General features: G+C 71.5%; 14 protein-coding genes. 10 read left to right on the top strand and 4 right to left on the bottom strand.

What is annotated here, in order from left to right; genetic code table 11:
- Nucleotides 1-5 precede the first annotated feature (5 nt).
- From nuoL to recQ, 4 genes are all read left to right on the top strand, one after another.
- Nucleotides 6-1,901, top strand: a complete 1,896-nt coding sequence (gene nuoL / locus ACFYVL_RS39060; protein WP_389253807.1) for an NADH-quinone oxidoreductase subunit L — start codon at nucleotides 6-8, stop codon at nucleotides 1,899-1,901.
- Nucleotides 1,902-1,906: 5 nt separating this feature from the next.
- Nucleotides 1,907-3,481, top strand: a complete 1,575-nt coding sequence (locus tag ACFYVL_RS39055; RefSeq protein ID WP_389253805.1) for an NADH-quinone oxidoreductase subunit M — start codon at nucleotides 1,907-1,909, stop codon at nucleotides 3,479-3,481.
- A 23-nt stretch (nucleotides 3,482-3,504) separates the two neighbouring features.
- The gene (nuoN, locus tag ACFYVL_RS39050; protein ID WP_389253987.1) at nucleotides 3,505-5,139 is read left to right on the top strand and encodes an NADH-quinone oxidoreductase subunit NuoN; all 1,635 of its coding nucleotides are present in this window, start codon (nucleotides 3,505-3,507) and stop codon (nucleotides 5,137-5,139) included.
- A gap of 241 nt (nucleotides 5,140-5,380) precedes the next feature.
- Complete coding sequence (gene recQ / locus ACFYVL_RS39045; protein ID WP_389253803.1) at nucleotides 5,381-7,444, top strand: DNA helicase RecQ; 2,064 nt, start codon at nucleotides 5,381-5,383, stop codon at nucleotides 7,442-7,444.
- Between the two features lie 320 nt (nucleotides 7,445-7,764).
- On the opposite strand, the gene ACFYVL_RS39040 is transcribed toward recQ, so the two are convergent.
- Together ACFYVL_RS39040 and ACFYVL_RS39035 are read right to left on the bottom strand one after the other, a co-directional pair.
- Nucleotides 7,765-8,958: an FAD-dependent oxidoreductase gene (locus tag ACFYVL_RS39040; protein WP_389253801.1), complete on the bottom strand. Its 1,194-nt coding sequence runs from the start codon at nucleotides 8,956-8,958 to the stop codon at nucleotides 7,765-7,767.
- Nucleotides 8,959-9,086: 128 nt separating this feature from the next.
- The gene (locus ACFYVL_RS39035; RefSeq protein WP_389253799.1) at nucleotides 9,087-10,349 is read right to left on the bottom strand and encodes an ATP-grasp domain-containing protein; all 1,263 of its coding nucleotides are present in this window, start codon (nucleotides 10,347-10,349) and stop codon (nucleotides 9,087-9,089) included.
- Between the two features lie 241 nt (nucleotides 10,350-10,590).
- On the opposite strand from ACFYVL_RS39035, the gene fahA reads away from it, so the two are divergent.
- Nucleotides 10,591-11,817: a fumarylacetoacetase gene (fahA, locus tag ACFYVL_RS39030; protein ID WP_389253797.1), complete on the top strand. Its 1,227-nt coding sequence runs from the start codon at nucleotides 10,591-10,593 to the stop codon at nucleotides 11,815-11,817.
- A gap of 200 nt (nucleotides 11,818-12,017) precedes the next feature.
- Here fahA and ACFYVL_RS39025 read toward each other — a convergent pair whose 3' ends face one another.
- Both ACFYVL_RS39025 and ACFYVL_RS39020 read right to left on the bottom strand, forming a co-directional pair.
- A complete protein-coding gene (locus tag ACFYVL_RS39025) occupies nucleotides 12,018-14,018 on the bottom strand; it encodes a CocE/NonD family hydrolase (RefSeq protein WP_389253795.1) in 2,001 nt (666 codons plus the stop codon).
- Between the two features lie 9 nt (nucleotides 14,019-14,027).
- Entirely contained in the window at nucleotides 14,028-15,554 is a 1,527-nt protein-coding gene (locus ACFYVL_RS39020; RefSeq protein WP_389253985.1) for a peptide MFS transporter, read from the bottom strand.
- A 264-nt stretch (nucleotides 15,555-15,818) separates the two neighbouring features.
- On the opposite strand from ACFYVL_RS39020, the gene ACFYVL_RS39015 reads away from it, so the two are divergent.
- From ACFYVL_RS39015 to ACFYVL_RS38995, 5 genes are all read left to right on the top strand, one after another.
- Nucleotides 15,819-16,829, top strand: a complete 1,011-nt coding sequence (locus tag ACFYVL_RS39015) for a polyprenyl synthetase family protein (RefSeq protein WP_389253793.1) — start codon at nucleotides 15,819-15,821, stop codon at nucleotides 16,827-16,829.
- A 119-nt stretch (nucleotides 16,830-16,948) separates the two neighbouring features.
- Complete coding sequence (locus ACFYVL_RS39010; protein WP_389253791.1) at nucleotides 16,949-17,890, top strand: CHRD domain-containing protein; 942 nt, start codon at nucleotides 16,949-16,951, stop codon at nucleotides 17,888-17,890.
- Nucleotides 17,891-18,155: 265 nt separating this feature from the next.
- A complete protein-coding gene (locus ACFYVL_RS39005) occupies nucleotides 18,156-19,565 on the top strand; it encodes an outer membrane lipoprotein carrier protein LolA (RefSeq protein ID WP_389253789.1) in 1,410 nt (469 codons plus the stop codon).
- Between the two features lie 64 nt (nucleotides 19,566-19,629).
- The gene (locus ACFYVL_RS39000; protein WP_389253787.1) at nucleotides 19,630-20,730 is read left to right on the top strand and encodes an ABC transporter ATP-binding protein; all 1,101 of its coding nucleotides are present in this window, start codon (nucleotides 19,630-19,632) and stop codon (nucleotides 20,728-20,730) included.
- Nucleotides 20,717-21,616: an ABC transporter permease gene (locus tag ACFYVL_RS38995; protein WP_389253785.1), complete on the top strand. Its 900-nt coding sequence runs from the start codon at nucleotides 20,717-20,719 to the stop codon at nucleotides 21,614-21,616. Before ACFYVL_RS39000 ends, ACFYVL_RS38995 begins: the two co-directional genes overlap by 14 nt.
- Nucleotides 21,617-21,924 lie beyond the last annotated feature (308 nt).

The raw sequence follows: 21,924 nt of genomic DNA, 5'->3' as shown, positions 1-21,924 counted from the left end.
GAATCGTGGAGAACTTGATCGCGCTGCTCGTCGCGGCGCCACTGCTCGGAGCGGCCGTACTGCTGTGCGGCGGGCGCCGGTTGGACAAGGTCGGTCACTGGCTGGGCACCCTGCTCGCGGCCGGTTCCTTCGTCATCGGCGCCGTGCTCTTCGTCGACATGCTCGGCAAGGGCGCGGACGACCGCGCCCTGCACCAGAAGCTGTTCAGCTGGGTCCCGGTCGCGGACTTCCAGGCGGACATCGCCTTCCAGCTCGACCAGCTGTCGATGACCTTCGTTCTGCTGATCACCGGTGTGGGCACCCTGATCCACGTCTACTCGATCGGCTACATGGAGCACGACGAGCGCCGCCGGCGCTTCTTCGGCTACCTGAACCTCTTCCTCGCGGCGATGCTCCTGCTCGTCGTCGCCGACAACTACCTCCTGCTGTACTTCGGCTGGGAGGGCGTCGGCCTCGCCTCGTACCTGCTCATCGGGTTCTGGCAGCACAAGCCCAGCGCGGCGACGGCGGCCAAGAAGGCGTTCCTGGTCAACCGGGTCGGCGACATCGGCCTGTCCATCGCGATCATGCTGATGTTCACCACCTTCGGCACCTTCGCCTTCGGTCCCGTGCTCGGGGCGGCGGAGGGCGCGAGCGAGGGCAAGCTCACCGCGATCGGCCTGATGCTGCTGCTCGCCGCGTGCGGCAAGTCGGCGCAGGTACCGCTCCAGTCGTGGCTCGGTGACGCGATGGAGGGCCCGACCCCGGTCTCGGCCCTCATCCACGCGGCGACCATGGTCACCGCCGGTGTCTATCTGATCGTCCGGTCCGGAGCCATCTTCGACGCCGCCCCGGACGCCCAGCTGGTGGTCACCGTCGTCGGAGCGGTCACGCTCCTCTTCGGTGCGATCGTCGGTTGCGCCAAGGACGACATCAAGAAGGCGCTCGCCGGATCGACCATGTCGCAGATCGGCTACATGATCCTCGCCGCCGGACTCGGCCCGATCGGCTACGCCTTCGCCATCATGCACCTGGTGACGCACGGCTTCTTCAAGGCCGGTCTCTTCCTCGGCGCCGGTTCCGTCATGCACGGCATGAACGACGAGGTCGACATGCGCAAGTACGGCGGCCTGCGGAAGTACATGCCGGTCACCTTCGTCACCTTCGGCCTCGGCTACCTCGCCATCATCGGCTTCCCCGGTCTGTCCGGCTTCTTCTCCAAGGACAAGATCATCGAGGCGGCGTTCGCGGCCGGCGGCGCCCAGGGCTGGATCCTGGGCGGGGCCACCCTGCTCGGCGCCGGACTCACCGCGTTCTACATGACGCGCGTGATGCTGATGACCTTCTTCGGCGAGAAGCGCTGGCAGCCCGACGCAGACGGCAAGCAGCCGCACCCGCACGAGTCGCCCAAGTCGATGACGATCCCGATGATCGTGCTCGCCTTCGGTTCGGTCTTCGCGGGCGGTCTCTTCAGCATCGGCGACCGGTTCGTCAACTGGCTGGAGCCGGTGACCAAGTTCGAGCACCCGCACCCGCCGATCAGCGTCCCGGTCATCACCGGCGCGACGATCGCGGTCCTGCTGCTCGGTGTGGTCGCCGCGTACTTCCAGTACGGCCGCAAGCCCGTGCCGGTGGTCGCCCCGCGCGGCTCGCTGCTCACCCGGGCCGCCCGCCGCGACCTCCTCCAGGACGACTTCAACCACGTGGTCCTGGTCCGCGGCGGCGAGCACCTCACCCGCTCGCTGGTCTACCTCGACCACACGGTGGTCGACGGCGTGGTCAACGGCACCGCCGCCTCCGTCGGCGGGCTCTCGGGCCGGCTGCGCAAGCTCCAGAACGGCTACGCCCGCTCGTACGCGGTCTCGATGTTCGGCGGTACGGCGATCCTCATCGCCGCGACCCTGCTGATGAGGGCGGTCTGATCACGATGTCCTTTCCCCTGCTCACCGCGACGGCGGTCCTCCCGGCGGCCGGTGCCATCCTCACCGCCGCCGTCCCGGCCGCCCGTCGCACGGTCGCCAAGTGGCTCGCGCTGCTGGTCTCGCTCGGCACGCTGGTGCTGGCCGCGATCGTCGTCGTACGGTTCGAACCGGGCGGCGACCGCTACCAGCTGACCGAGTCGCACGCCTGGATCAAGGACTTCGGAGTCCGCTACGAACTCGGTGTGGACGGCATCGGGGTGGTGCTGGTCGCACTGACCGCACTGCTCATTCCGTTCGTGATCGTCGCCGGCTGGCACGACGCCGATCCCCTGGAGACCAAGGACAACAAGCGCTGGCGCCCCACCCAGGGCTTCTTCGCGCTGATCCTCATGGTCGAGGCGATGGTGATCCTCTCCTTCGAGGCCACCGACGTCTTCCTCTTCTACATCTTCTTCGAAGCCATGCTCATCCCGATGTACTTCCTCATCGGCGGCTTCGGGGACCGGGCGCACCGCGGCACCGACGAGGCGGCTGCCGCCCAGCGGTCGTACGCCGCGGTCAAGTTCCTGCTGTACAACCTGGTCGGCGGGCTCATCATGCTGGCCGCCGTCATCGGTCTGTACGTCGTCGCCGGAACGTTCTCGCTCTCGGAGATCGCCGAGATGCGGGCGGCCGGCACGCTGGAGATGTCGACCAACATCGAACGCCTGCTGTTCCTCGGCTTCTTCTTCGCCTTCGCGGTGAAGGCCCCGCTGTGGCCGCTGCACACCTGGCTGCCCAACGCGATGGGCGAGGCGACCGCCCCGGTGGCCGTCCTCATCACGGCCGTGGTCGACAAGGTCGGCACCTTCGCGATGCTGCGCTTCTGCCTCCAGCTCTTCCCGGAGGCCAGCAAGTGGGCGACGCCCGTCGTCCTCGTCCTGGCGCTGATCTCCATCGTGTACGGGGCGCTGCTCGCCGTCGGCCAGCGCGACATCAAGCGGCTGGTGGCGTACGCGTCCATCTCGCACTTCGGCTTCATCATCCTGGGCATCTTCGCGATGACCAGCCAGGGCCAGTCCGGCGCCACCCTGTACATGGTCAACCACGGCATCTCGACGGCCGCGCTGATGCTGGTCGCGGGCTTCCTGATCACCCGGCGCGGTTCGCGGCTCATCGCGGACTACGGCGGGGTGCAGAAGGTGGCCCCGGTGCTGGCAGGCACCTTCCTGATCGGCGGTCTGGCGACCCTGTCGCTGCCGGGGCTCGCCCCGTTCGTCAGCGAGTTCCTGGTGCTGGTCGGGGTGTTCGCCGCGTACCCGGTGGCCGGGATCATCGCCACCACCGGCATCGTGCTCGCCGCGCTCTACGTCCTGGTGCTCTACCAGCGCACCATGACCGGCCCGGTGAAGGCCGAGGTCAGCGGCATGGCCGACCTCAAGGCGCGGGAACTGGTGGTGGTCGTTCCGCTGATCGTGATGCTGATCGGGCTCGGTGTCTTCCCCAAGCCGCTGACCGACATCGTCAACCCGGCGGTCACCCACACCATGCACGACGTGAACAAGCAGGACCCCAAGCCTGAAGTGGAGGCCGCGAAGTGAGCACATCTGTCCACAGCCTGTGGATGAATCTGGCGGCGGCCGACCCCGCGGTGCCCGGCAAGACCTTCGAGGCGCCGACCATCGAGTACGCCCAGCTCGCACCGATCCTCATCATCGTGAGCGCGGCCGTGCTCGGCATCCTGGCGGAAGCCTTCGTACCGCGTAAGGGGCGCTACTACGCCCAGCTGTTCATCGCGGTGGTCGCCATCGCGTCGGCCTTCGCGGCCATCGTCGGACTCGCCGCCAGCGGGTTCGCCACCACCAAGGCGCACATCGCGGCCGAGGGCGCCATCGCGGTCGACGGCCCCGCACTGTTCCTCCAGGGCACGATCCTGCTGGCCTCGCTGGTCGCCGTCTTCACCTTCGCCGAGCGCCGCCTCGACCCGGTCCAGCACGGCAACCGCAGCGACTCGTTCGCCGCGGACGCCGCGGCCGTGCCCGGCAGCGACGCCGAGAAGGCCGCCGTCAAGGCCGGCTTCACCACCACCGAGGTCTTCCCGCTCGCGATGTTCGCGGTGGCCGGTCTGCTCGCCTTCCCGGCGGCCAACGACCTGCTGACCCTGTTCATCGCGCTCGAAGTCTTCTCGCTGCCGCTCTACCTCCTGTGCGCCGTCGCCCGCCGCAAGCGGCTGATGTCGCAGGAGGCGGCCGTGAAGTACTTCCTGCTCGGCGCGTTCTCCTCGGCGTTCCTGCTGTTCGGCATCGCCCTGCTGTACGGGTACGCGGGCTCGGTCTCCTACGCCCGGATCGCCGACATCGTCGACGGCACCGCCCAGAAGATCGACCCGGCACTCGCCGACACCATGGGCAACGACGCGCTGCTGCTCATCGGCATGGCGATGATCCTGATGGGCCTGCTCTTCAAGGTCGGCGCCGTCCCCTTCCACATGTGGACCCCGGACGTCTACCAGGGCGCCCCGACCCCGGTCACCGGCTTCATGGCCGCGGCTACCAAGGTCGCCGCGTTCGGTGCGCTGCTCCGGCTCCTGTACGTCGTGCTGCCCGGCCTCACCTGGGACTGGCGGCCGGTCATGTGGGGCGTCGCCATCGTCACCATGCTGGGCGGCGCGATCGTCGCGATCACCCAGACCGACATCAAGCGGCTCCTTGCGTACTCCTCGATCGCACACGGCGGGTTCATCCTGGCCGGTGTCATCGCGGCCACCCCCGACGGGATCTCGTCGGTCCTCTTCTACCTGCTCGCCTACTCCTTCGTGACCATCGGCGCCTTCGCCGTCGTCACGCTGGTGCGCGACGCGGGCGGCGAGGCGACGCACCTGTCCAAGTGGGCGGGGCTCGGCCGGCGCTCGCCGCTGGTCGCCGCGGTCTTCGCGGTGTTCCTGCTCGCCTTCGCGGGCATCCCGCTGACCTCCGGGTTCTCGGGCAAGTTCGCGGTCTTCAAGGCGGCGGCCGAGGGCGGGGCCGGGGTCCTCGTCGTGGTCGGTGTGCTGTCGTCGGCCATCGCCGCGTTCTTCTACATCCGGGTCATCGTGCTGATGTTCTTCAGCGAGCCGAAGGCGGACGGCCCCACGGTCGCCGTGCCGTCGCCGCTGACGATGACAGCGATCGGTCTGGGAGTGGCGGTGACGCTGGTGCTCGGTGTCGCCCCGCAGTACTTCCTGGACCTGGCGGGGCAGGCGGGCATGTTCGTCCGTTAGCCATGGCAGTCCGGCCCCGGTCGCCTCCCGGCCGCCGGTCCGGCCGGTGCCGCCACCTCCGTGCCGCCGCCCGGCACCCCTTCCCCGGGGTGCCGGGCGGCGGCTTTTGGTCCGGGGTGTCAGTGGGTGCCTCTACCGTGGGTGGTGGGCGCCGTACGAGTACGGGGACCAGGGGAGAGTACGAGGACCACGGGGACCAGGGACCACTGCGGGGGACGGCGCGATGAACGGGACGAGCGGTATGGACGCAATGACGGTGACCGGCGGGGCCGGAGCGGAGAGCGAAGCGCTGCAGACACTGCACCGGGTCTTCGGGTACGACGCCTTCCGGGGCGAGCAGGCGGAGATCATCGAGCAGGTGGTGAGCGGCGGCGACGCGATCGTGCTCATGCCCACCGGCGGCGGAAAGTCCCTCTGCTACCAGATCCCCTCCCTGGTCAGGCCGGGCGTCGGCGTGGTGATCTCACCGCTGATCGCACTCATGCAGGACCAGGTGGACGCGCTGCGGGCGCTCGGCGTGCGCGCCGGGTTCATGAACTCCACGCAGGACTTCGACGAGCGGCGCACGGTCGAGGCCGAGTTCCTGGCGGGCGAGATCGACCTGCTCTACCTGGCCCCCGAGCGGCTGCGGCTCGACTCGACGCTGAACCTGCTGGGCCGGGGCAAGATCTCCGTCTTCGCCATCGACGAGGCGCACTGCGTCGCCTCCTGGGGCCACGACTTCCGCCCCGACTACCTGGCCCTGTCCGTGCTGGGCGAGCGCTGGCCGGACGTTCCGCGCATCGCGCTCACGGCGACCGCCACGGCGGCCACCCACAAGGAGATCACCCAGCGGCTCGGCATGCCCGACGCCAGGCACTTCGTCGCCAGCTTCGACCGGCCCAACATCCAGTACCGCATCGTCCCCAAGCTCGAACCGAAGAAGCAGCTGCTCGCCTTCCTCAAGGAGGAGCACGCCGGGGACGCGGGCATCGTCTACTGCCTCTCGCGGAAGTCGGTGGAGGCGACCGCGGAGTACCTCCAGGGCCAGGGCATCGACGCGGTGCCGTACCACGCGGGGCTCGACGGGGCGACGCGCGCCCGCAACCAGGCGCGCTTCCTGCGCGAGGAGGGACTGGTGGTCGTCGCGACCATCGCCTTCGGCATGGGCATCGACAAGCCCGACGTGCGCTTCGTCGCCCACCTCGACCTGCCGAAGTCGGTCGAGGGCTACTACCAGGAGACCGGCCGCGCAGGGCGCGACGGCGCACCGTCCACGGCCTGGATGGCGTACGGACTCCAGGACGTCGTCCAGCAGCGCAAGATGATCCAGAGCAGCGAGGGCGACGAGGCGTTCCGGCGCCGGGCCGCCGCCCACCTGGACGCCATGCTGGCGCTCTGCGAGACCGCCGAGTGCCGGCGCGGTCAGCTGCTCGCGTACTTCGGCCAGCAGCAGGAGGCGGCCGGCTGCGGCAACTGCGACACCTGCCTCAACCCGCCGGAGACGCTGGACGGCACCGTGCCCGCGCAGAAGGTGCTGTCCACGGTGGTGCGGCTCAAGCGGGAGCGGAACCAGAAGTTCGGGGCGGGGCAGATCATCGACATCCTGCTCGGGAAGAAGACCGCGAAGGTCATCCAGTTCGACCACGACCAGCTGTCCGTCTTCGGGGTGGGCGAGGAGTTCGGCGAGGGCGAATGGCGGGGCGTGGTGCGCCAGTTGCTCGCACAGGGCCTGATCGCCGTCGAGGGCGAGTACGGCACGCTGGTCGTGACGGAGGCCAGCGGCGAGGTGCTCGGCGGCCGGCGCGAGGTGCGGCTGCGCAAGGAGCCGAAGCGGGCAGCGGCGGCGGGCCGGAGCGGTGGCTCCCGGGGCGAGCGCAAGGCGAAGGCGGCCCCGGTCGACCTCCCGGCGGAGGCGGCCCCGGTCTTCGAGGCGCTGCGCGAGTGGCGGACGGCGCTGGCGAAGGAACAGGGCGTGCCGCCGTACGTGATCTTCCACAACGCGACGCTGCAGGAGATCGCGACGGTCCGGCCGGGCTCGATGGAGGAGCTGGGCCGGATCGGGGGACTGGGCGAGAAGAAGCTGGCGACATACGGCGAGGGGGTGCTGGAGGTGCTGACGGGCCTGGGGGAGCCGGGGGCCGGTGCCGCGGCCGTTCCGGCGGCTGCCGCCACGCGGGGGCAGGCCGCGGATCCGGTGCCCGCTCGCGCCGAGGTGCCCGCTCGGGGGGCGGGACCGGCCAAGAGGGCCGCGGCTTCGGAGGAGTGGGACTGGGACGCGGAGCCGGAGCCGGAGTGGGGGATGGAGCCGCCGCCGGAGGGGTGAGTGCGTGCGGGCGGTGGGCGGGGTCTTCCGCGGGGCTGTGCGTGGCTGCCAGCCCGTCCCGCCCCGTGGCGCCGACCGGGCCGTGTCGCACCTGCGGCAGGCTGTGCCCCTCCCCGCCCCTTCCCTAAACCGCTGCCGCGGGGCTGTCGGTTTCCCTGCGGAGGCGTTGTTGGTTGCTCGCGCAGTTCCCCGCGCCCCTGAAGGGGCGCGGGGAACTGCGCGAGCGGCCACGTCGAAAGCCGCGGATTCGCACCCGGCCGGGGAGGGCCCGCCACCCGTTTCGGGAAGGGGCGGGGCGGGGGAAGGCCCCGCGCAGCGGGTCAGGTGCGGGCGACGGCCGCCGCGACTCGCGGCGACGCGTATTGCGTGCCGCACACGAAGCGCATCACCGGCCCGAAGGACGACGCCGACGGCAGGCCCGTGAAGTAGAGGCCGGGGACCGACGAGCCGTAGACGGCGTCGAGGACCGGGGCACCGTTCGTCGTCGCCAGGTCCGTCCGCAGGCCGTCCCCGAGGAACGGCATCGACGCCACGTCCGTGCGGTAGCCGGTCGCCGCCATCACATGGTCGGCGGAGAGCTCCGTCGAGGGCCCCTCGCCGGACAGGGTGAGGGTGGGGCGGCCGTCCTCCACCCGCGCCCGTTCGACGCGCCGGCCGTCGGTCACCTGGACCCGGCCGGTGAACCGGTCGCGCAGCCACCACGCGCCGAGCGGCCCCAGGACCCGCCGCACCAGGTAGTGCCGTGCGGGCGGGGGCAGCCGGCGGACATGAGTGGCGTGGTACGAGAGGGCGTACAGGGACCACGCCCGGCCGAACGGGGACTCCGGGCGCAGCCTCGGCTGCCGGTCCGGCGCGTCCCCGAAGGCCACCGCCCCGCGCCTGCGCGCGACGACCCGGACCGACGAGGCCCCCGCCTCCGCCAGCAGCACCGCGTTCTCCAGCGCGGACTGCCCGGCCCCCACGACCACCACGCTCCGGCCCGCGAAGACGGACAGGTCCCGGTGCTGCACCGCGTGCGAGACGGGGCCGGTGGCCGACGGGCCGTCCGGCACCGCCGCCGACAGCTCGCGCGGGATGCGGGCCAGCCCGGTCAGCCCGGTGGCGACCACCACCGCCCGCGCCCGGAACTGCTCGCCGGAGTCCAGCTTGACGGTGAACTCCGCGCCGGTCCGGTCGACCGAGACGACCCGGGTCTGCTCCAGTTCCGGCACCAGGCGGTCGGCGAACCACTGCCCGTAGGCGGCGAAGTCCTCCACCGGGATGAGGTCCCAGTCCGACTCGTACCGGGTGATGCCCGCCTCGGCGCAGAAGTCGACCAGGTCGTGGCCCGGCTGCGGGGCGTCGATGTTCGAGGCGACGGGCGTCGACTTGAGCAGCATCCCGGCCGGCATGTGCGCCCGCCAGCTCACCATCGGCTCGCCGAAGACCCGGACCGGAATGCCGCGGGCCCGCAGATGGGCCGCGGTGGACAGGCCGTAGGGGCCGGCCCCGATGACAACCACCGGAAGAATCACTGAAGTTCCCCTCCCCAGGGTGAAGCGCGAACGTGGTGCGCGAAACGTGGTGCGTGGTGCGTGCGGCGGCAGGCGCGTGCCGGGGCGGACCGGTGTGCGCCGGACCGGCGGACGTGCCGCGGCGACGGTCAGCCGCCGCCCGGTCCCCGGCGTCCCTCCCGCCAGGTCCCGTACATCTCGTACAGATGGCGGGTTCCCGGCCGCACCATCCTCGCCAGCATCATCAGCGCGGGCCGCGGGTCGTCCGCCGCGAACCACGCCAGTTCGGTGCTGTCCGCGCGCCTGGGTGCGTGCGGGGTCGTGTAGCCGCCGCGCCGGTAGGCGAGCAGCGCAGGCAGGTCGATGTTCTCGACCACGTAGCGGTGTCCGGCGCGCTGTTCCCCCTCCGGGACGCGGCGGCCGGTCAGGTCCAGGTGCTGGGCGCGTACGACGTCCACGCCCGCCTCGTTCTCGAAGAGGCGGAACTGGGCGCCCATCCGGGGGTTGAAGTCGAGGAGCTTGTACTCGCCGTCGCGGCGGTCGAAGCGCAGATCGAGATCGACGATCCCGCTGAAGCCGATGCGTTTCACGAACTGTGCTGCCAGCGCCGCGAGTTCCGGGTTGTCGACGACGTACGCGCACGCCGTCATGCCCGCGTGCGGCGGCCAGGAGCGCACCTTGACGCCCGTGAACATCGCCCGGGGCTCGCTGTGCGCGTCGAAGTAGGCGTGCACGATCCAGTCCTCGGCCTCCTCGCGCGGCAGGTACTCCTGGAGGATCACGCCCGGCGAATCCCCCCAGCCCCGTGCCAGGGCGAGGAGTTCGGCGGGGCCCGCGATGCGGGTGGTGCCGCGGACCGCGGGGCGGTGGCGGCGTACGAAGGCCTCCCGGTTCTTGGCGACGACCGGGAAGCGGGCCCGCTCGGCGAAGGCCGCCACGTCCGCGTACGAGGAGGGGAAGGCGGCCTCCGGGCTTGCCACGCCGTGCTCCACGCACAGTTCGTGCAGCCCCTGTTTGCTGGCGAGACGGCGCGGAAGTCCGGCTTCCGTGCGGGGGAAGAGGAAGGGGCCCGCGAGCGCGTCCTGGTGCTCGGCGATCAGGACGGCCGCCTCCTCGTCGGTCGGCACCAGGACGGTGGGCCGGCCGATCAGCCGCCCGGCGCGCAGCAACCCCTCGACGAGGCGGCCGGGTTCCTCGGTGCCGGTGGTCGGCCAGACGTACGCCCGTTCCAGGTGACGGGAGAGCGCCGCCGGGGTCCAGCGGTCCTCGGTGATCGCGTACATCGGTACGCCGAGGCGGCCCAGGCTGCGGATCGCGCCAACGCCGCCGTGATGCAGTGGATAGTTGCCGAATTTGACGATCAGGCCCGGAATGTTCCGGTCCGCCGCAGGCCCCCGCCTGTTGACCCTCACCCTGCCGCTCACTGCAAAGTCCCCCTAGGACCTGTGCGAACCGGGGCCGCAAAGCCCCTTCGGGTCCCACCGAGCGCTCCCGCCCTCTGGAAAAACACGCTCGTCCCCCCAAGTGACGCTAAGCCGGAATTCCCGCCTCCACCCAGGCCTTTCAGGACATTACGAACTCTTTAGCCACTGCCGTGTCAGGCGTCCCCCACGTAACGTGTGTTCCAACGACCCGGAAAGCGAGGCAGCACCCATGCCCGAGCAGTCCCCGCTCGATGTCGCCGAAGGTGACCCCTTCGGCCCGCACAACCTGCCGTACGGCGTGTTCTCCACCGCGGACTCGCCCGAGCGGCGCCGCGTCGGAGTACGCATCGGCAGCCACGTGCTGGACGCGGGAGCCGCCGCGCTGGCACTCGGATCCCCCTACGCCCAGCTTCTCGCCCAGCCTTCGCTGAACCCGCTGCTCGCGGCCGGCCGCACCGCCTGGCGCGACGTGCGCCGCGCGCTCACCGCCTGGGTCACCAGCCCCGCGCACCGCGAGGACATAGAGCCGCTGCTGCACCCGCTCGCCGGCGTCACGCTGCACCTGCCGTACGAGGTCGCGGACTACGTCGACTTCTACGCGAGCGAGCACCACGCCACCAACCTCGGCCGGATCTTCCGCCCGGACGGCGACGCGCTCACCCCCAACTGGAAGCACCTGCCGATCGGTTACCACGGCCGGTCCGGCACCGTCGTCGTCTCCGGAACGGACGTGGTGCGTCCGTCCGGCCAGCGCAAGGCCCCGGCCGACGCGGCCCCGGTCTTCGGCCCCTCGGCACGGCTCGACATCGAGACCGAGGTCGGCTTCGTGGTCGGTACGCCGTCGCAGCAGGGCACCGCGGTCGCGCTCGGCGACTTCCGCGAGCACGTCTTCGGGCTGTCGCTGCTCAACGACTGGTCCGCGCGCGACATCCAGGCCTGGGAGTACGTGCCGCTCGGCCCGTTCCTCGGCAAGTCCTTCGCGACGTCGGTGTCCGCGTGGGTGACCCCGCTGGAGGCGCTGGAGGCGGCCCGGGTCGCCCCGCCCGCCCGCGACGTGCCGCTGCTGCCGTACCTGGAGGACGCGGACGACGAGGAGCCCGGCGGCTTCGACCTGCGGATCACCGTCACGATCAACGGACAGGCCGTCTCCGAGCCGGTCTTCGCCGGTATGTACTGGACGGGCGCGCAGATGCTCGCCCACATGACGGTCAACGGGGCGTCGCTGCGGACCGGGGACCTGTACGGGTCGGGCACCATCAGCGGCCCGGAGGCGGGGCAGCGCGGCTCGCTGATCGAGATGACGTGGAACGGGCGGGATCCGCTGGAACTGCCGGGTGGGAAGCGGACGTTCCTGGAGGACGGTGACGAGGTGACGCTGACGGCTTGGGCGCCGGGGCCGGACGGTACGCGGGTGGGGCTTGGTGAGGTGACGGGGAGGGTTGTGGCTGGGGGGTGAGGTGATGGGGGGGCGGGGCCGGGCCGGGTGGTTCGGCTCCGCCGGGGGCGTCCGGGGTGCGGGGGTTCGGCTCCGCCGGGGGCCGCCCCCTTGCCCGCCCGTTCCGCCCCCGGGGGGCGGCCCCGCCGCCCAAGGGGGCTCGGCACGCGGCCCCGCCGCCCAAGGGGGCGGGGGCCCGTCGCCCGAGGGGGCGGGGGCGGTTAGCCGGTGGTGCGGGGGAGTTGGTGGGTCCAGGTTTGGTGGAAGACGACTTCGCCGCCGTCCTTGCAGGTCACCTCGTTGTACGTGTGGAAGTCCGTCGCGTCGCAGCTGATCTCGGAGCGCGTGGTGATCTCCACGTCCCACGCCAGCTCCGGGCGGCGGAGCCCGATCGTCCAGTCGGAGCGGGTGTGCGCGGAGAGCGGATCGCGCTCGTTGATCGTGTACGTCTCCAGGGCGTCCTCGGTGAATTCGAGGCCGTCCGGGTAGATCCGCGTACCGCCGTAGCGCGGGTCCACCTCCAGCCGCCATTCGCCCTTGGCCACGTCCCGGACCACCAGCCGCTCCGGCCGCTGGTCCGTGGCGGCCGGGTACTCCACACCCAGCGGAGCGGACTGTTCCGGCTCCTCGAAGACGATCTCGGCATGGGCGGGCGGCTCGGAGTGCGCCCGTACCGGAAGTTCCAGCGCCGAGCCCGCCGGGTCGAGCACGAAGCCCGCCGACGCGGCCTGCGGCCAGATCCACGGCCAGTACGCGGAGGAGACGGAGAGCCGCACGCGGTGGCCCGGCGGGAAGGTGTGGCCGATGCCGTTCAGCTCGAACTCGACCTCCTCGGTCGCCCCGCGCGGCCAGGCGTCCACGCGGTCCCGGCCGTGCCGCGCCGCGAGGTTGAGCACGCCCCGGGTGACCAGGGTGGACGAGCCGTCCGGGGCCACGTCGCACAGCCGGGCGACCGCCTGCCCCCTGGGCGCGTCCATCGTCAGCCGCAGCCGCACCTTCGCCCGGCCCAGGATCTCGATCGGCGCGTCCGTGACGGGGAAGTCGAAGCTCGCCGACTTCGCGTCCTCGTCGCGCTGGTCGGGCGGCAGGTCGGAGTCGTTGCCGAAGGGGAAGAAGCGGCCCGCGTCGAGGCCGGTCTGCATGGGCGAGTCGACGACCACGGGCGCGCCCTGGAGACCGTAAGAGACCGGTGTGACCAGCGGTGAGGGCCAGGCGGTGTCGCCGACCCAGCGGCCGGGCAGCTCCGGGTAGGTGGTGGCGGGCGGGTGCGACTCGCTGATCCAGGAGCGGAGCAGCGGCTCGGCCATGACGCCGGTCTCCTCGCCCTTGAGGTGGTGGTCCCACCAGCGCAGGGTCTCCTGGAGGAAGCCGATCGCCGGGCCGGGCGGAAGCCCCCGGTCCGGGTACTGGTGCGACCACGGGCCGATCAGTCCCCGTACCTTCGCCGGGTCCAGGTGCTCGACCAGCCGCAGCACGGTGTCGCGGTACGGGTCGTGCCAGCCGCCGACCGCGAGCACCGCCGCGTCGATCGCGGAGTAGTCCTCGCAGACGCTGCCGTGCTTCCAGTAGTCGTCGCGGGTCTGGTGGGCGAGCCAGGTGTGGATGAACGGGTCGACCGCCTCCAGCCGCTCCCGCCACATGCCCTTCCACGCGTCGCCGACCTGCGCCGGGTCCGGCGGCCTGCACACGAAGGCGAGCATGGTGGCCGCCCAGGCGTGCATGTCCACCGCGAGCACCGAGCCGCCCATGTAGTGCACGTCGTTGTCGTAGCGGTCGTCGGCGGAGCAGACGGTGACGATCGCCTTGAGCGGCTCGGGGGCGAGGGCGGCGATCTGGAGCGAGTTGAAGCCGCCCCAGGAGATGCCGAACATGCCGACCCGGCCGGTGCACCAGGGCTGTTCGGCGAGCCAGTTGACGACCGCGACGCCGTCGGCCAGCTCCTGGGCGTCGTACTCGTCGCCCGGCAGGCCCTCGCTGTTGCCGTGCCCGCGCACGTCGACCCGTACCGACGCGTAGCCGTGACCGGCGTACCAGGGGTGGCGCTGCCAGTCGCGGGGCGTGGTCCAGTCGCTGAGCCGGTAGGGCAGGTACTCCAGCAGCGCGGGGACCGGTCCTTTGGTGACCGGACGCCAGATCCGGGCGTACAGCCGGGTGCCGTCGGGCAGCGGAATGCGGACGTCCTCGCAGGTCGTCGCGTACGGGAAGGAAGTTTTGATGATCATGGGGCGACCTCAGTGGACGGGGTGCATGGTGCGCTTGAGCCAGGCGCCGGCGCTGATCACGGCGAGTCCGGCCGCGACCGCGATGGCGCCGTTGACGCCGAAGTACGCGGGGTCGGAGACCTTGCCGTAGAGCTTCACGGTCTGGGCCTGGATGCCGTTGGCGAGGGCCAGCGAGAGGAACCACAGGGCCATCGTCTGGCTGGAGAAGGCCTTCGGCGCGAGCTTGGTGGTGGCCGACATGCCCGAGGTCTGGAGGATCACGTCACCCAGTCCGAGCAGCAGGTACGAGCCGACGATCCACCAGGCGGCCATCTTGTACGTGTTGTCGTCGTGCCCGCTGGTCGGCAGGACGAGCAGCAGGAAGGACAGTCCGCCGAGGACCACGCCGATCGCGATCTTGTGCGAGGCGTGCGGCTGGCGGCGGCCCATCCGCAGCCACAGCCCGGCCACCACCGGCGCCAGCAGCACCTCGAAGGCGCCGAGCGCGGAGGCGTACCAGCCGGTGGGGAAGGTGAAGCCGAGGATCTCGGTCTGGGCGTTGGTCGACGCGAGCAGCATCATCGTCGAGTACGCCTGGAAGAGGATGAAGTTGAACGCCACGGACGCCAGGAACAGCACCACGTAGGCGCGCAGCCTGCGCTTCTCCACCGGCTCCACCCGGGGGCTGCGGAACATCACGAAGAAGTAGACGACCGGCGCGATCACCGAGACCAGCGTCAGTACGTCGACGAAGCGGTCCATGGTGAGCCAGCCGGCCCACACCAGGAGCACCGCCAGCACCGCCACCGCGACCAGTCCGCCGACGATCGTCCGGATCGCGCCGCGCATCTTCTCCGGCGGCAGCGCGAACTCGGCGCCGTGCCTGCGGCCCGCCAGGTGCCGGCGTCCGGTGACGTACTGGATCAGCCCCAGCGTCATGCCGAGGGCGGCGGCCGAGAAGCCCCAGTGCCAGCCCTTGTGGTCGGCGAGCCAGGCGGTGACCAGCGGGCCGAGGAAGGCGCCGATGTTGATCGCCATGTAGTAGAGCGCGAAACCGGCGTCGCGGCGCTCGTCCTCGGTGCGGTACAGCTTGCCGACCATGTTGGCGACGTTCGGCTTGAGCAGGCCGGTGCCCGCGCTGATCAGGCCGAGGCCCGCCCAGGTCGAGGCGGCGGCCGGGACGGCCATCGCGTAGTGGCCGCAGGCGATCAGGATGCCGCCCCACAGCACGGCCCGGTACGAGCCGAGGATGCGGTCGGCCAGCCAGCCGCCGGCCACCGAGACCAGATAGACGAGCGTGCCGTACGCGGCTCCGACGGATGCGGCCGTTCCGGGCTCCATGCCCATGCCGCCGTCCGCGACCGTGGCCGCGAAGTACAGCACCAGGATCGCCTGCATGCCCAGGAACGAGAACCGCTCCCAGACCTCCAGGCCCGACAGGGTCAGCAGACCCTTGGGCTGGCCGAGGAAGGCGGTGTCGTCGCCGGGCGGCGGCTGCGTCGGCTCCGGGGCCTGCGTGGCGCCCGGGGAGTCGTTGGGCTGGGGTGTGGGCTCCATACTGGACAAAGGCCTTACTCCTGGTCCTATCAGCTCACTAAGAACATACCGGTGCGCTCCCGGCAGTGCGCCCGGGAGGACCCGGCGCCGGACCGGCTCCGGGCAGGCGTGCCACGGGCCGTCGCACGCCTGCGGCGCGGGCGCGGGCCGGGGACCGGACGGGGGGCTCGGTGATCGAAAGTCGACGGGATAGGCTGACTTGTTGAGTGATGCCAGCGACAGATCGACAAACCGTGTGATCGTCAGCAGACAGGAGTAACCCTCGTGACCGTCGTCGGGCCGTTCGGACTGAGCGTGCGGGACCAGGCTCTTGAGACCGATGTCCAGACCGGACTGGCAGCCGTCGAGGAGGGACTGCTCGACGCGACAAAGAGCGAGGTCCCCTTCATCACGGAGGCCGCGCAACACCTCGTACGCGCAGGTGGAAAGCGTTTCCGGCCGCTCCTCGTCATGCTGGCGTCGCAGTTCGGCGACCCCTACGCACCGGGGGTCGTGCCCTCCGCCGTGGTGGTGGAGCTGACCCATCTGGCGACGCTGTACCACGACGACGTGATGGACGAGGCGGACGTCCGCCGCGGGGTGCCGAGTGCCAATTCCCGCTGGGGCAACTCCGTCGCGGTCCTCACCGGCGACTTCCTGTTCGCCCGCGCCTCGCACATCCTGGCGGACCTGGGGCCCGAGGCCGTACGCATCCAGGCGGAGGCGTTCGAACGCCTCGTCACCGGTCAGATCCTGGAGACCGCGGGCCCGCGCGACGGCCGCGACCCGATCGACCACTACCTGGACGTGATGTCCGGCAAGACCGGCTCGCTGGTCGCCGTCTCCTGCCGGTTCGGCGCGATGATCTCCGGCGCCGACGAAACGGCGGTCGACATCCTCACGCAGTACGGCGAGCGCCTGGGCACCGCCTTCCAGCTCGCCGACGACGTGCTCGACATCGCCAGCGACAGCCACGAGTCCGGCAAGACCCCCGGCACCGACCTGCGCGAGGGCATCCCCACGCTGCCGGTGCTGCACCTGCGGGCGATGGCCGAGGCACACGGGCGGCCCGAGGACATCGAGCTGTGCGCGCTGCTCGACGGCGACCTGACGGGCGACGAGGAGCTGGCCGAGGTGCTGCGGCGGCTGCGGGTGCACCCCGCGCTGGAGCAGGCGCGCCGGGACACCGTGCGGTACGCGGAGGAGGCCAGGGCGACCCTGGCGCCGCTGCCGGACTGCTACGCCAAGTCGGCGCTGGCGGAGCTGTGCGACGCGGTGGTGCACCGGGCGGGCTGAGCCCTCCGTGTTTTTGTAACGCGCGTCACAGGTCTGGATTGAGTCCAGTCCCGGATTCGTTCCGTACCCCTGTGCAGAAGCCGGCGCAGGGGGTGCCGGCTCCGGTACGGGGAGCAGTCATGACGAAGCGTGCGAAGGCCCTCGCGATCGGTGCGACCGCGGTCGCGGCGGCCACGGGGGTCACGCTGGCGATGGTGCCGGCGTCCGCCCAGGCGAACCGGACGTCCGGGCTCACCGCTCACGCCGCCTCCTTCTTCGCGGCGAGCCTCAACGGGGCCAACGAGGTCCCGGTGCCCGGCGGTCCCGCCGTCGGCGACCGGGACGGCGTCGCCCTGGAGTTCGTGAAGGTCGTGGACGACGTGGTGTCCTTCGCGGTGAAGTGGCGCGGCACCGACCGGCCGACCGCGCTCCACATCCACCAGGGCGCACGCGGCACCAACGGCGCCGTCCGGATCGACTTCACCAAAGAGCTGGGCAAGGGCGGAGCGGGGCGTACCGCTTCCGGTTCGGTACGGGTGACGGACCGCGCCCTGCTGTCGGCGCTCAAGGCCGACCCCACCGGCTTCTACGCCAATCTGCACACCAAGGAGTTTCCGGGCGGCGCCGTCCGCGGCCAGCTCCACAAGGTCACCCGCTCCTTCGACTTCGGGCGGGCACTGAACAACTTCGCCGCCCCGGTCCTGCGCGGCAGCCAGATGTACCGGTGCGCGAGGGCGGCCGGCGGCACCACCTCCTTCCAGCAGCTCGACGTGCGGGCCGTACTCGCCGGCGGCATCGCCCACTCCTTCGTCGCCCCCGGCTCGGGCACCCCGCAGTGGGTCGCCCGCGACGGCAGCAAGGTCGTCGGCACCCTGATCGGCAAGAGCCCGAACGGCGCGGGGAACATCCCCGCGCTGGACCTCGCGGGCCGGGCCACGGGCGGGCCGGGCCGGCTGTTCTCGCGTACGGCCGAGATCCTGCGGCTGAACACGGTGGGCGGCGTCGCACCGGCCGGCAGCTGCACCCCGGGGAAGACCGTCGGGGTTCCCTACCGGGCCGACTACGTCTTCGTCCAGCGCTGACCGGCGGCGACGCGCACCACCGCGGTCGGCGGCGACCGAAGACGCTGTAGGAGCCACCTGGTTTCTGCCCCTCCGACGGGGGAGAAGCAGGTGGCTCTTGTCATCCCGTGGGTGTAGGTGAGGTTGCTCCCGGGGGCTGACGCATTCCCTTGCCCATTTTGGTCAGATTGACCTCACCACTCCTGACCAATCCGGGCGAGAATGGCGGCGCGGGGTGGGGACGAGTGCATGGATGACGGCCGCCAACCACGGAGGTAGAGCACACATGGCACCGAACGGCAACGCACCACTGGGCACCGAGGGCGCAGACACCGCGGGCACCGCCCCGGTACGCCGCCGCAAGGCCGCGCGTTACATCGTCCCGGTCACGGTGGCGGGGGTGGCCGCGGCGACCATCGGCCTCGTGCCGGCACTCGCCAATTCCGGAGACCCGGACCTGCCCAAGATCACCGCGCAGCAGCTGATCGAGAAGATCGCCGCCTCGGACACCCAGCAGCTGTCCGGCACGGTCAAGATCAGCACGGACCTGGGGCTGCCCTCGCTGGACGGCCTGGCCGGCAGCTTCGGCGGCGCCAAGGGCGGGGCGGGCGGCGGCTCCTCCGCCGACCCGGCGTCCCGGCTGACCGAACTCGCGTCCGGTACGCACACGATGCGCGTCGCGGCCGACGGCCCCGACCGGCAGCGGATCTCCCTCCTGAACGACGCCGCCGAGTACAGCGTGATCCACAACGGCGACGACGTCTGGGCGTACGACAGCGCCTCGAACGAGGCGTTCCACGCCAAGGCCCCCGAGGGCCGCGACCAGGCAGCCCCGCAGGGCCGGGACCAGGCGGTGCCCGAGGGCCGTGACCAGGCGGCTCCCCAGGGCCGTGACCAGGTGGCCCCGCAGGGCCGTGACCAGGTGGCCCCGCAGGGCCGGGACCAGGTGGCCCCGCACGGTCGGGACCAGGCGCTGCCCAAGGACATGCCCACCACGCCCAAGGCCTTCGCCGAGCAGGCGCTGAAGTTCGCCGAGAAGGACACCTCGGTCACCGTCGGCGGCACCGCGAAGGTGGCGGGCCGGGACGCGTACCAGCTGGTCATCAAGCCCAAGCAGACCGGTTCGACGGTCGGTGAGATCCGGGTCGCGGTGGACTCGCTGACCGGTACCCCGCTGAAGTTCACGCTGAACTCCAGCAGCGGCGGCAAGCCCGTCGTCGACGCCGGCTTCACCAAGGTCGACTTCGCCAAGCCCGCCGCCGACACCTTCAAGTTCAGCCCGCCCAAGGGCGCGAAGGTCACCGAGGCCGACGACCTGAAGGCCCAGGAGGGCCGCCAGGGCAAGGGCGGCAAGGAGTTCGGCGGCGCCCTCGGCAAGGACCTGGAGAAGCAGTTCGGCAAGGGCGGCGCGGGCAAGGGCGACGCCAAGGTCATCGGCGAGGGCTGGACCTCGGTCCTGCACTTCTCCGGCGACGCCGGCAAGAAGGCGCCGGGCGCGGGACAGCAGAAGGACGAGCTGCCGGCCGACGCGCAGAAGCTGATGGACTCGCTGGGCGACAAGGTGTCCGGCAAGTTCGGTGAGGGCCGGGTCTTCTCGACCAGGCTCGTCAACGCCCTGATGACGGACGACGGCCAGGTGTACGTCGGCGCCGTCACCAAGGACGCGCTGGTGAAGGCCGCCAACGAGGCCAAGTAGCCGCACGGCGACCGGCAGCGGGAACACAGGACGAGGCACGGAGCACGAAGGGGACGGGTGGCGGATGGGGGACGGGCTGTCCAGCGCGGAGAGAGCGGAGGGACCCGAGGAGGGGTCGGCGGCGCGTGCGCCGGTGATCGACACCCGGGGGCTCACCAAACGGTTCCGCGGCGGGCAGCTCGCCGTCGACGGCCTCGACCTGTCCGTCCCGGCCGGCAGCGTCTTCGGCTTCCTCGGGCCCAACGGCTCGGGGAAGACCACCACCATCCGGATGCTGATGGGCCTGATCGAGCCGACCTCCGGCACGGCCCGGGTGCTCGGCGCCCCGATGCCGCGCGCCGCCCGCACCGTACTGCCGAAGGTCGGGGCCCTCATCGAGGGGCCCGCGCTGTACGGATTCCTCTCCGGCCGCGACAACCTGCTGCGGTACGACTCCGCCGACCCGACCGCCGACCCGCGCACCCGTCGTGCGCGGGTCTCCGCGGCTCTGGACCGGGTGGGACTGACCGCGGCGGGGGCCAAGAAGGCGCGCGCGTACTCGCTCGGGATGAAGCAGCGGCTCGGTCTGGCCGCGGCGCTCCTGCAGCCGCGCGAACTGCTCGTCCTGGACGAGCCGACCAACGGCCTCGACCCGCAGGGAATGCGGGAGATCCGCACGCTGGTGCGGGAACTGGCGGCCGAGGGCACCACCGTCTTCCTCTCCTCGCACCTCCTCGACGAGATCGAGCAGGTCTGCACGCACGCGGCCGTGATGGCCCGCGGCCGGCTGATCATCCAGGGGCCGGTGGACCGGCTGGCGGCGGGCGTACGGCGCCGGCTGGCCGTCACCACCGCGGACACGGGCGAAGCGGCCCGGGTGCTGAAGGAGCACGGGGTGACGGACCTGGAGGTGGGGGAGGGGCGGATCACCGGGGCGGTGCCCTGGACGGGTGCGGCGGCTTCGCCGGCTGCGGCGGCTTCGGCGTCTTCTGCGTCTTCTGCGTCTTCGGCGGGTAACGCGGACCCGGACCCGGACCGGGAGCCGGACCCGGGCGCGGCGCTGGCCGGGCTGAACGCGGCGCTGGTTCACGCCGGAGTGCGGGTCACCGGCTTCGGAATGGAACGGGCCTCGCTGGAGGACGCGTTCGTGGCACTGACCGGGGAGGGCTTCGATGTCGCGGGCTGAGGCCGTACCGGCGGTGCCGGGGGCACGGGCGGTGAGTCCCCTGTGGACGCTGGGGCTCCTGCGGTCCGAGCTCAAGGTCACCTTCCGGCGGTGGCGCACGCTCGCGCTGCTCGTGGTGCTCGCCGCGGTCCCGGTACTGATCGGCATCGCCGTGAAGATCGAGACCGGCGGCGATCCGGCGGGCGGCGGAACCGGTCCCGGCGCCGGTGGCGGCGGGCCCGCCTTCCTCTCGCAGATCACCAACAACGGTCTGTTCCTGGTCTTCGCCGCCCTCGCCGCCACCCTGCCGGTCTTCCTGCCGATGGCCGTCGGCGTCGTCGCGGGCGACGCCATCGCGGGCGAGGCGAACGGCGGCACCCTGCGCTACCTGCTGGTCGCGCCCGCCGGACGAACCCGGCTGCTGCTCGTCAAATACGTCACCACGCTCACGTTCTGCCTGGTCGCGACCCTGGTCGTGGCGGCCTCCGCGCTCGCCGTCGGAACGCTGCTGTTCCCGGTCGGCGAGGTCATGACGATCTCCGGGGTGCCGATCGGCTTCGGCGAGGGACTGGTCCGGATGCTGGGCGTGGCCGTCGCGGTGGCCGCCTCGCTGCTCGGGTTCGCGGCGCTCGGGCTCTTCGTCTCGACGCTCACCAACAGCGGCATCGCCGCCATGGCGACGACCGTCGGACTGCTGATCACGGTGCAGATCCTCGACACGATCCCGCAGCTCTCCGGAATCCAGCCGTACCTCTTCTCGCACTACTGGCTGTCCTTCACGGACCTGCTGCGCGAGCCCGTCTACTGGGACGAGCTGTGGAAGAACCTCGGCCTTCAGGGCGTGTACGCGGCGGTGTTCGGCTCCGCGTCCTGGGCCCGCTTCACCTCGCGGGACATCACGGCGTAACGGGCGACGCGGGTACGGGACGCGGGAGGAGCGGGCCGTGCGGTGTGCGGCGTGGGCCGTGCGGTGCACGCGGGCCGTGCTGTGTGTGGCGCGGTGTGCGCGGGCCGTGCGGTGTGCGTACGAGCGTGGAATCAGGGCTTCCGGACCCGCACGCCCCCTCCTGCGCGCGGGGCCGGGCCCGATCGTTCCGGCGTCGGGGGGGGGGGGGGCCCCCCCCCCCCCCCCCCCACAAACCACCGTGAACCCCCCAGTTGGCAGTTTGTGTGGGGTGTTTTTTGGTGGAAAAAACACTCGATAATCGGCCGCGG

Source organism: Streptomyces sp. NPDC004111 (genome assembly GCF_042874215.1).
Classification (GTDB): Bacteria; Actinomycetota; Actinomycetes; order Streptomycetales; family Streptomycetaceae; genus Streptomyces.
This window is presented reverse-complemented; position numbering and strand designations above follow the sequence as displayed.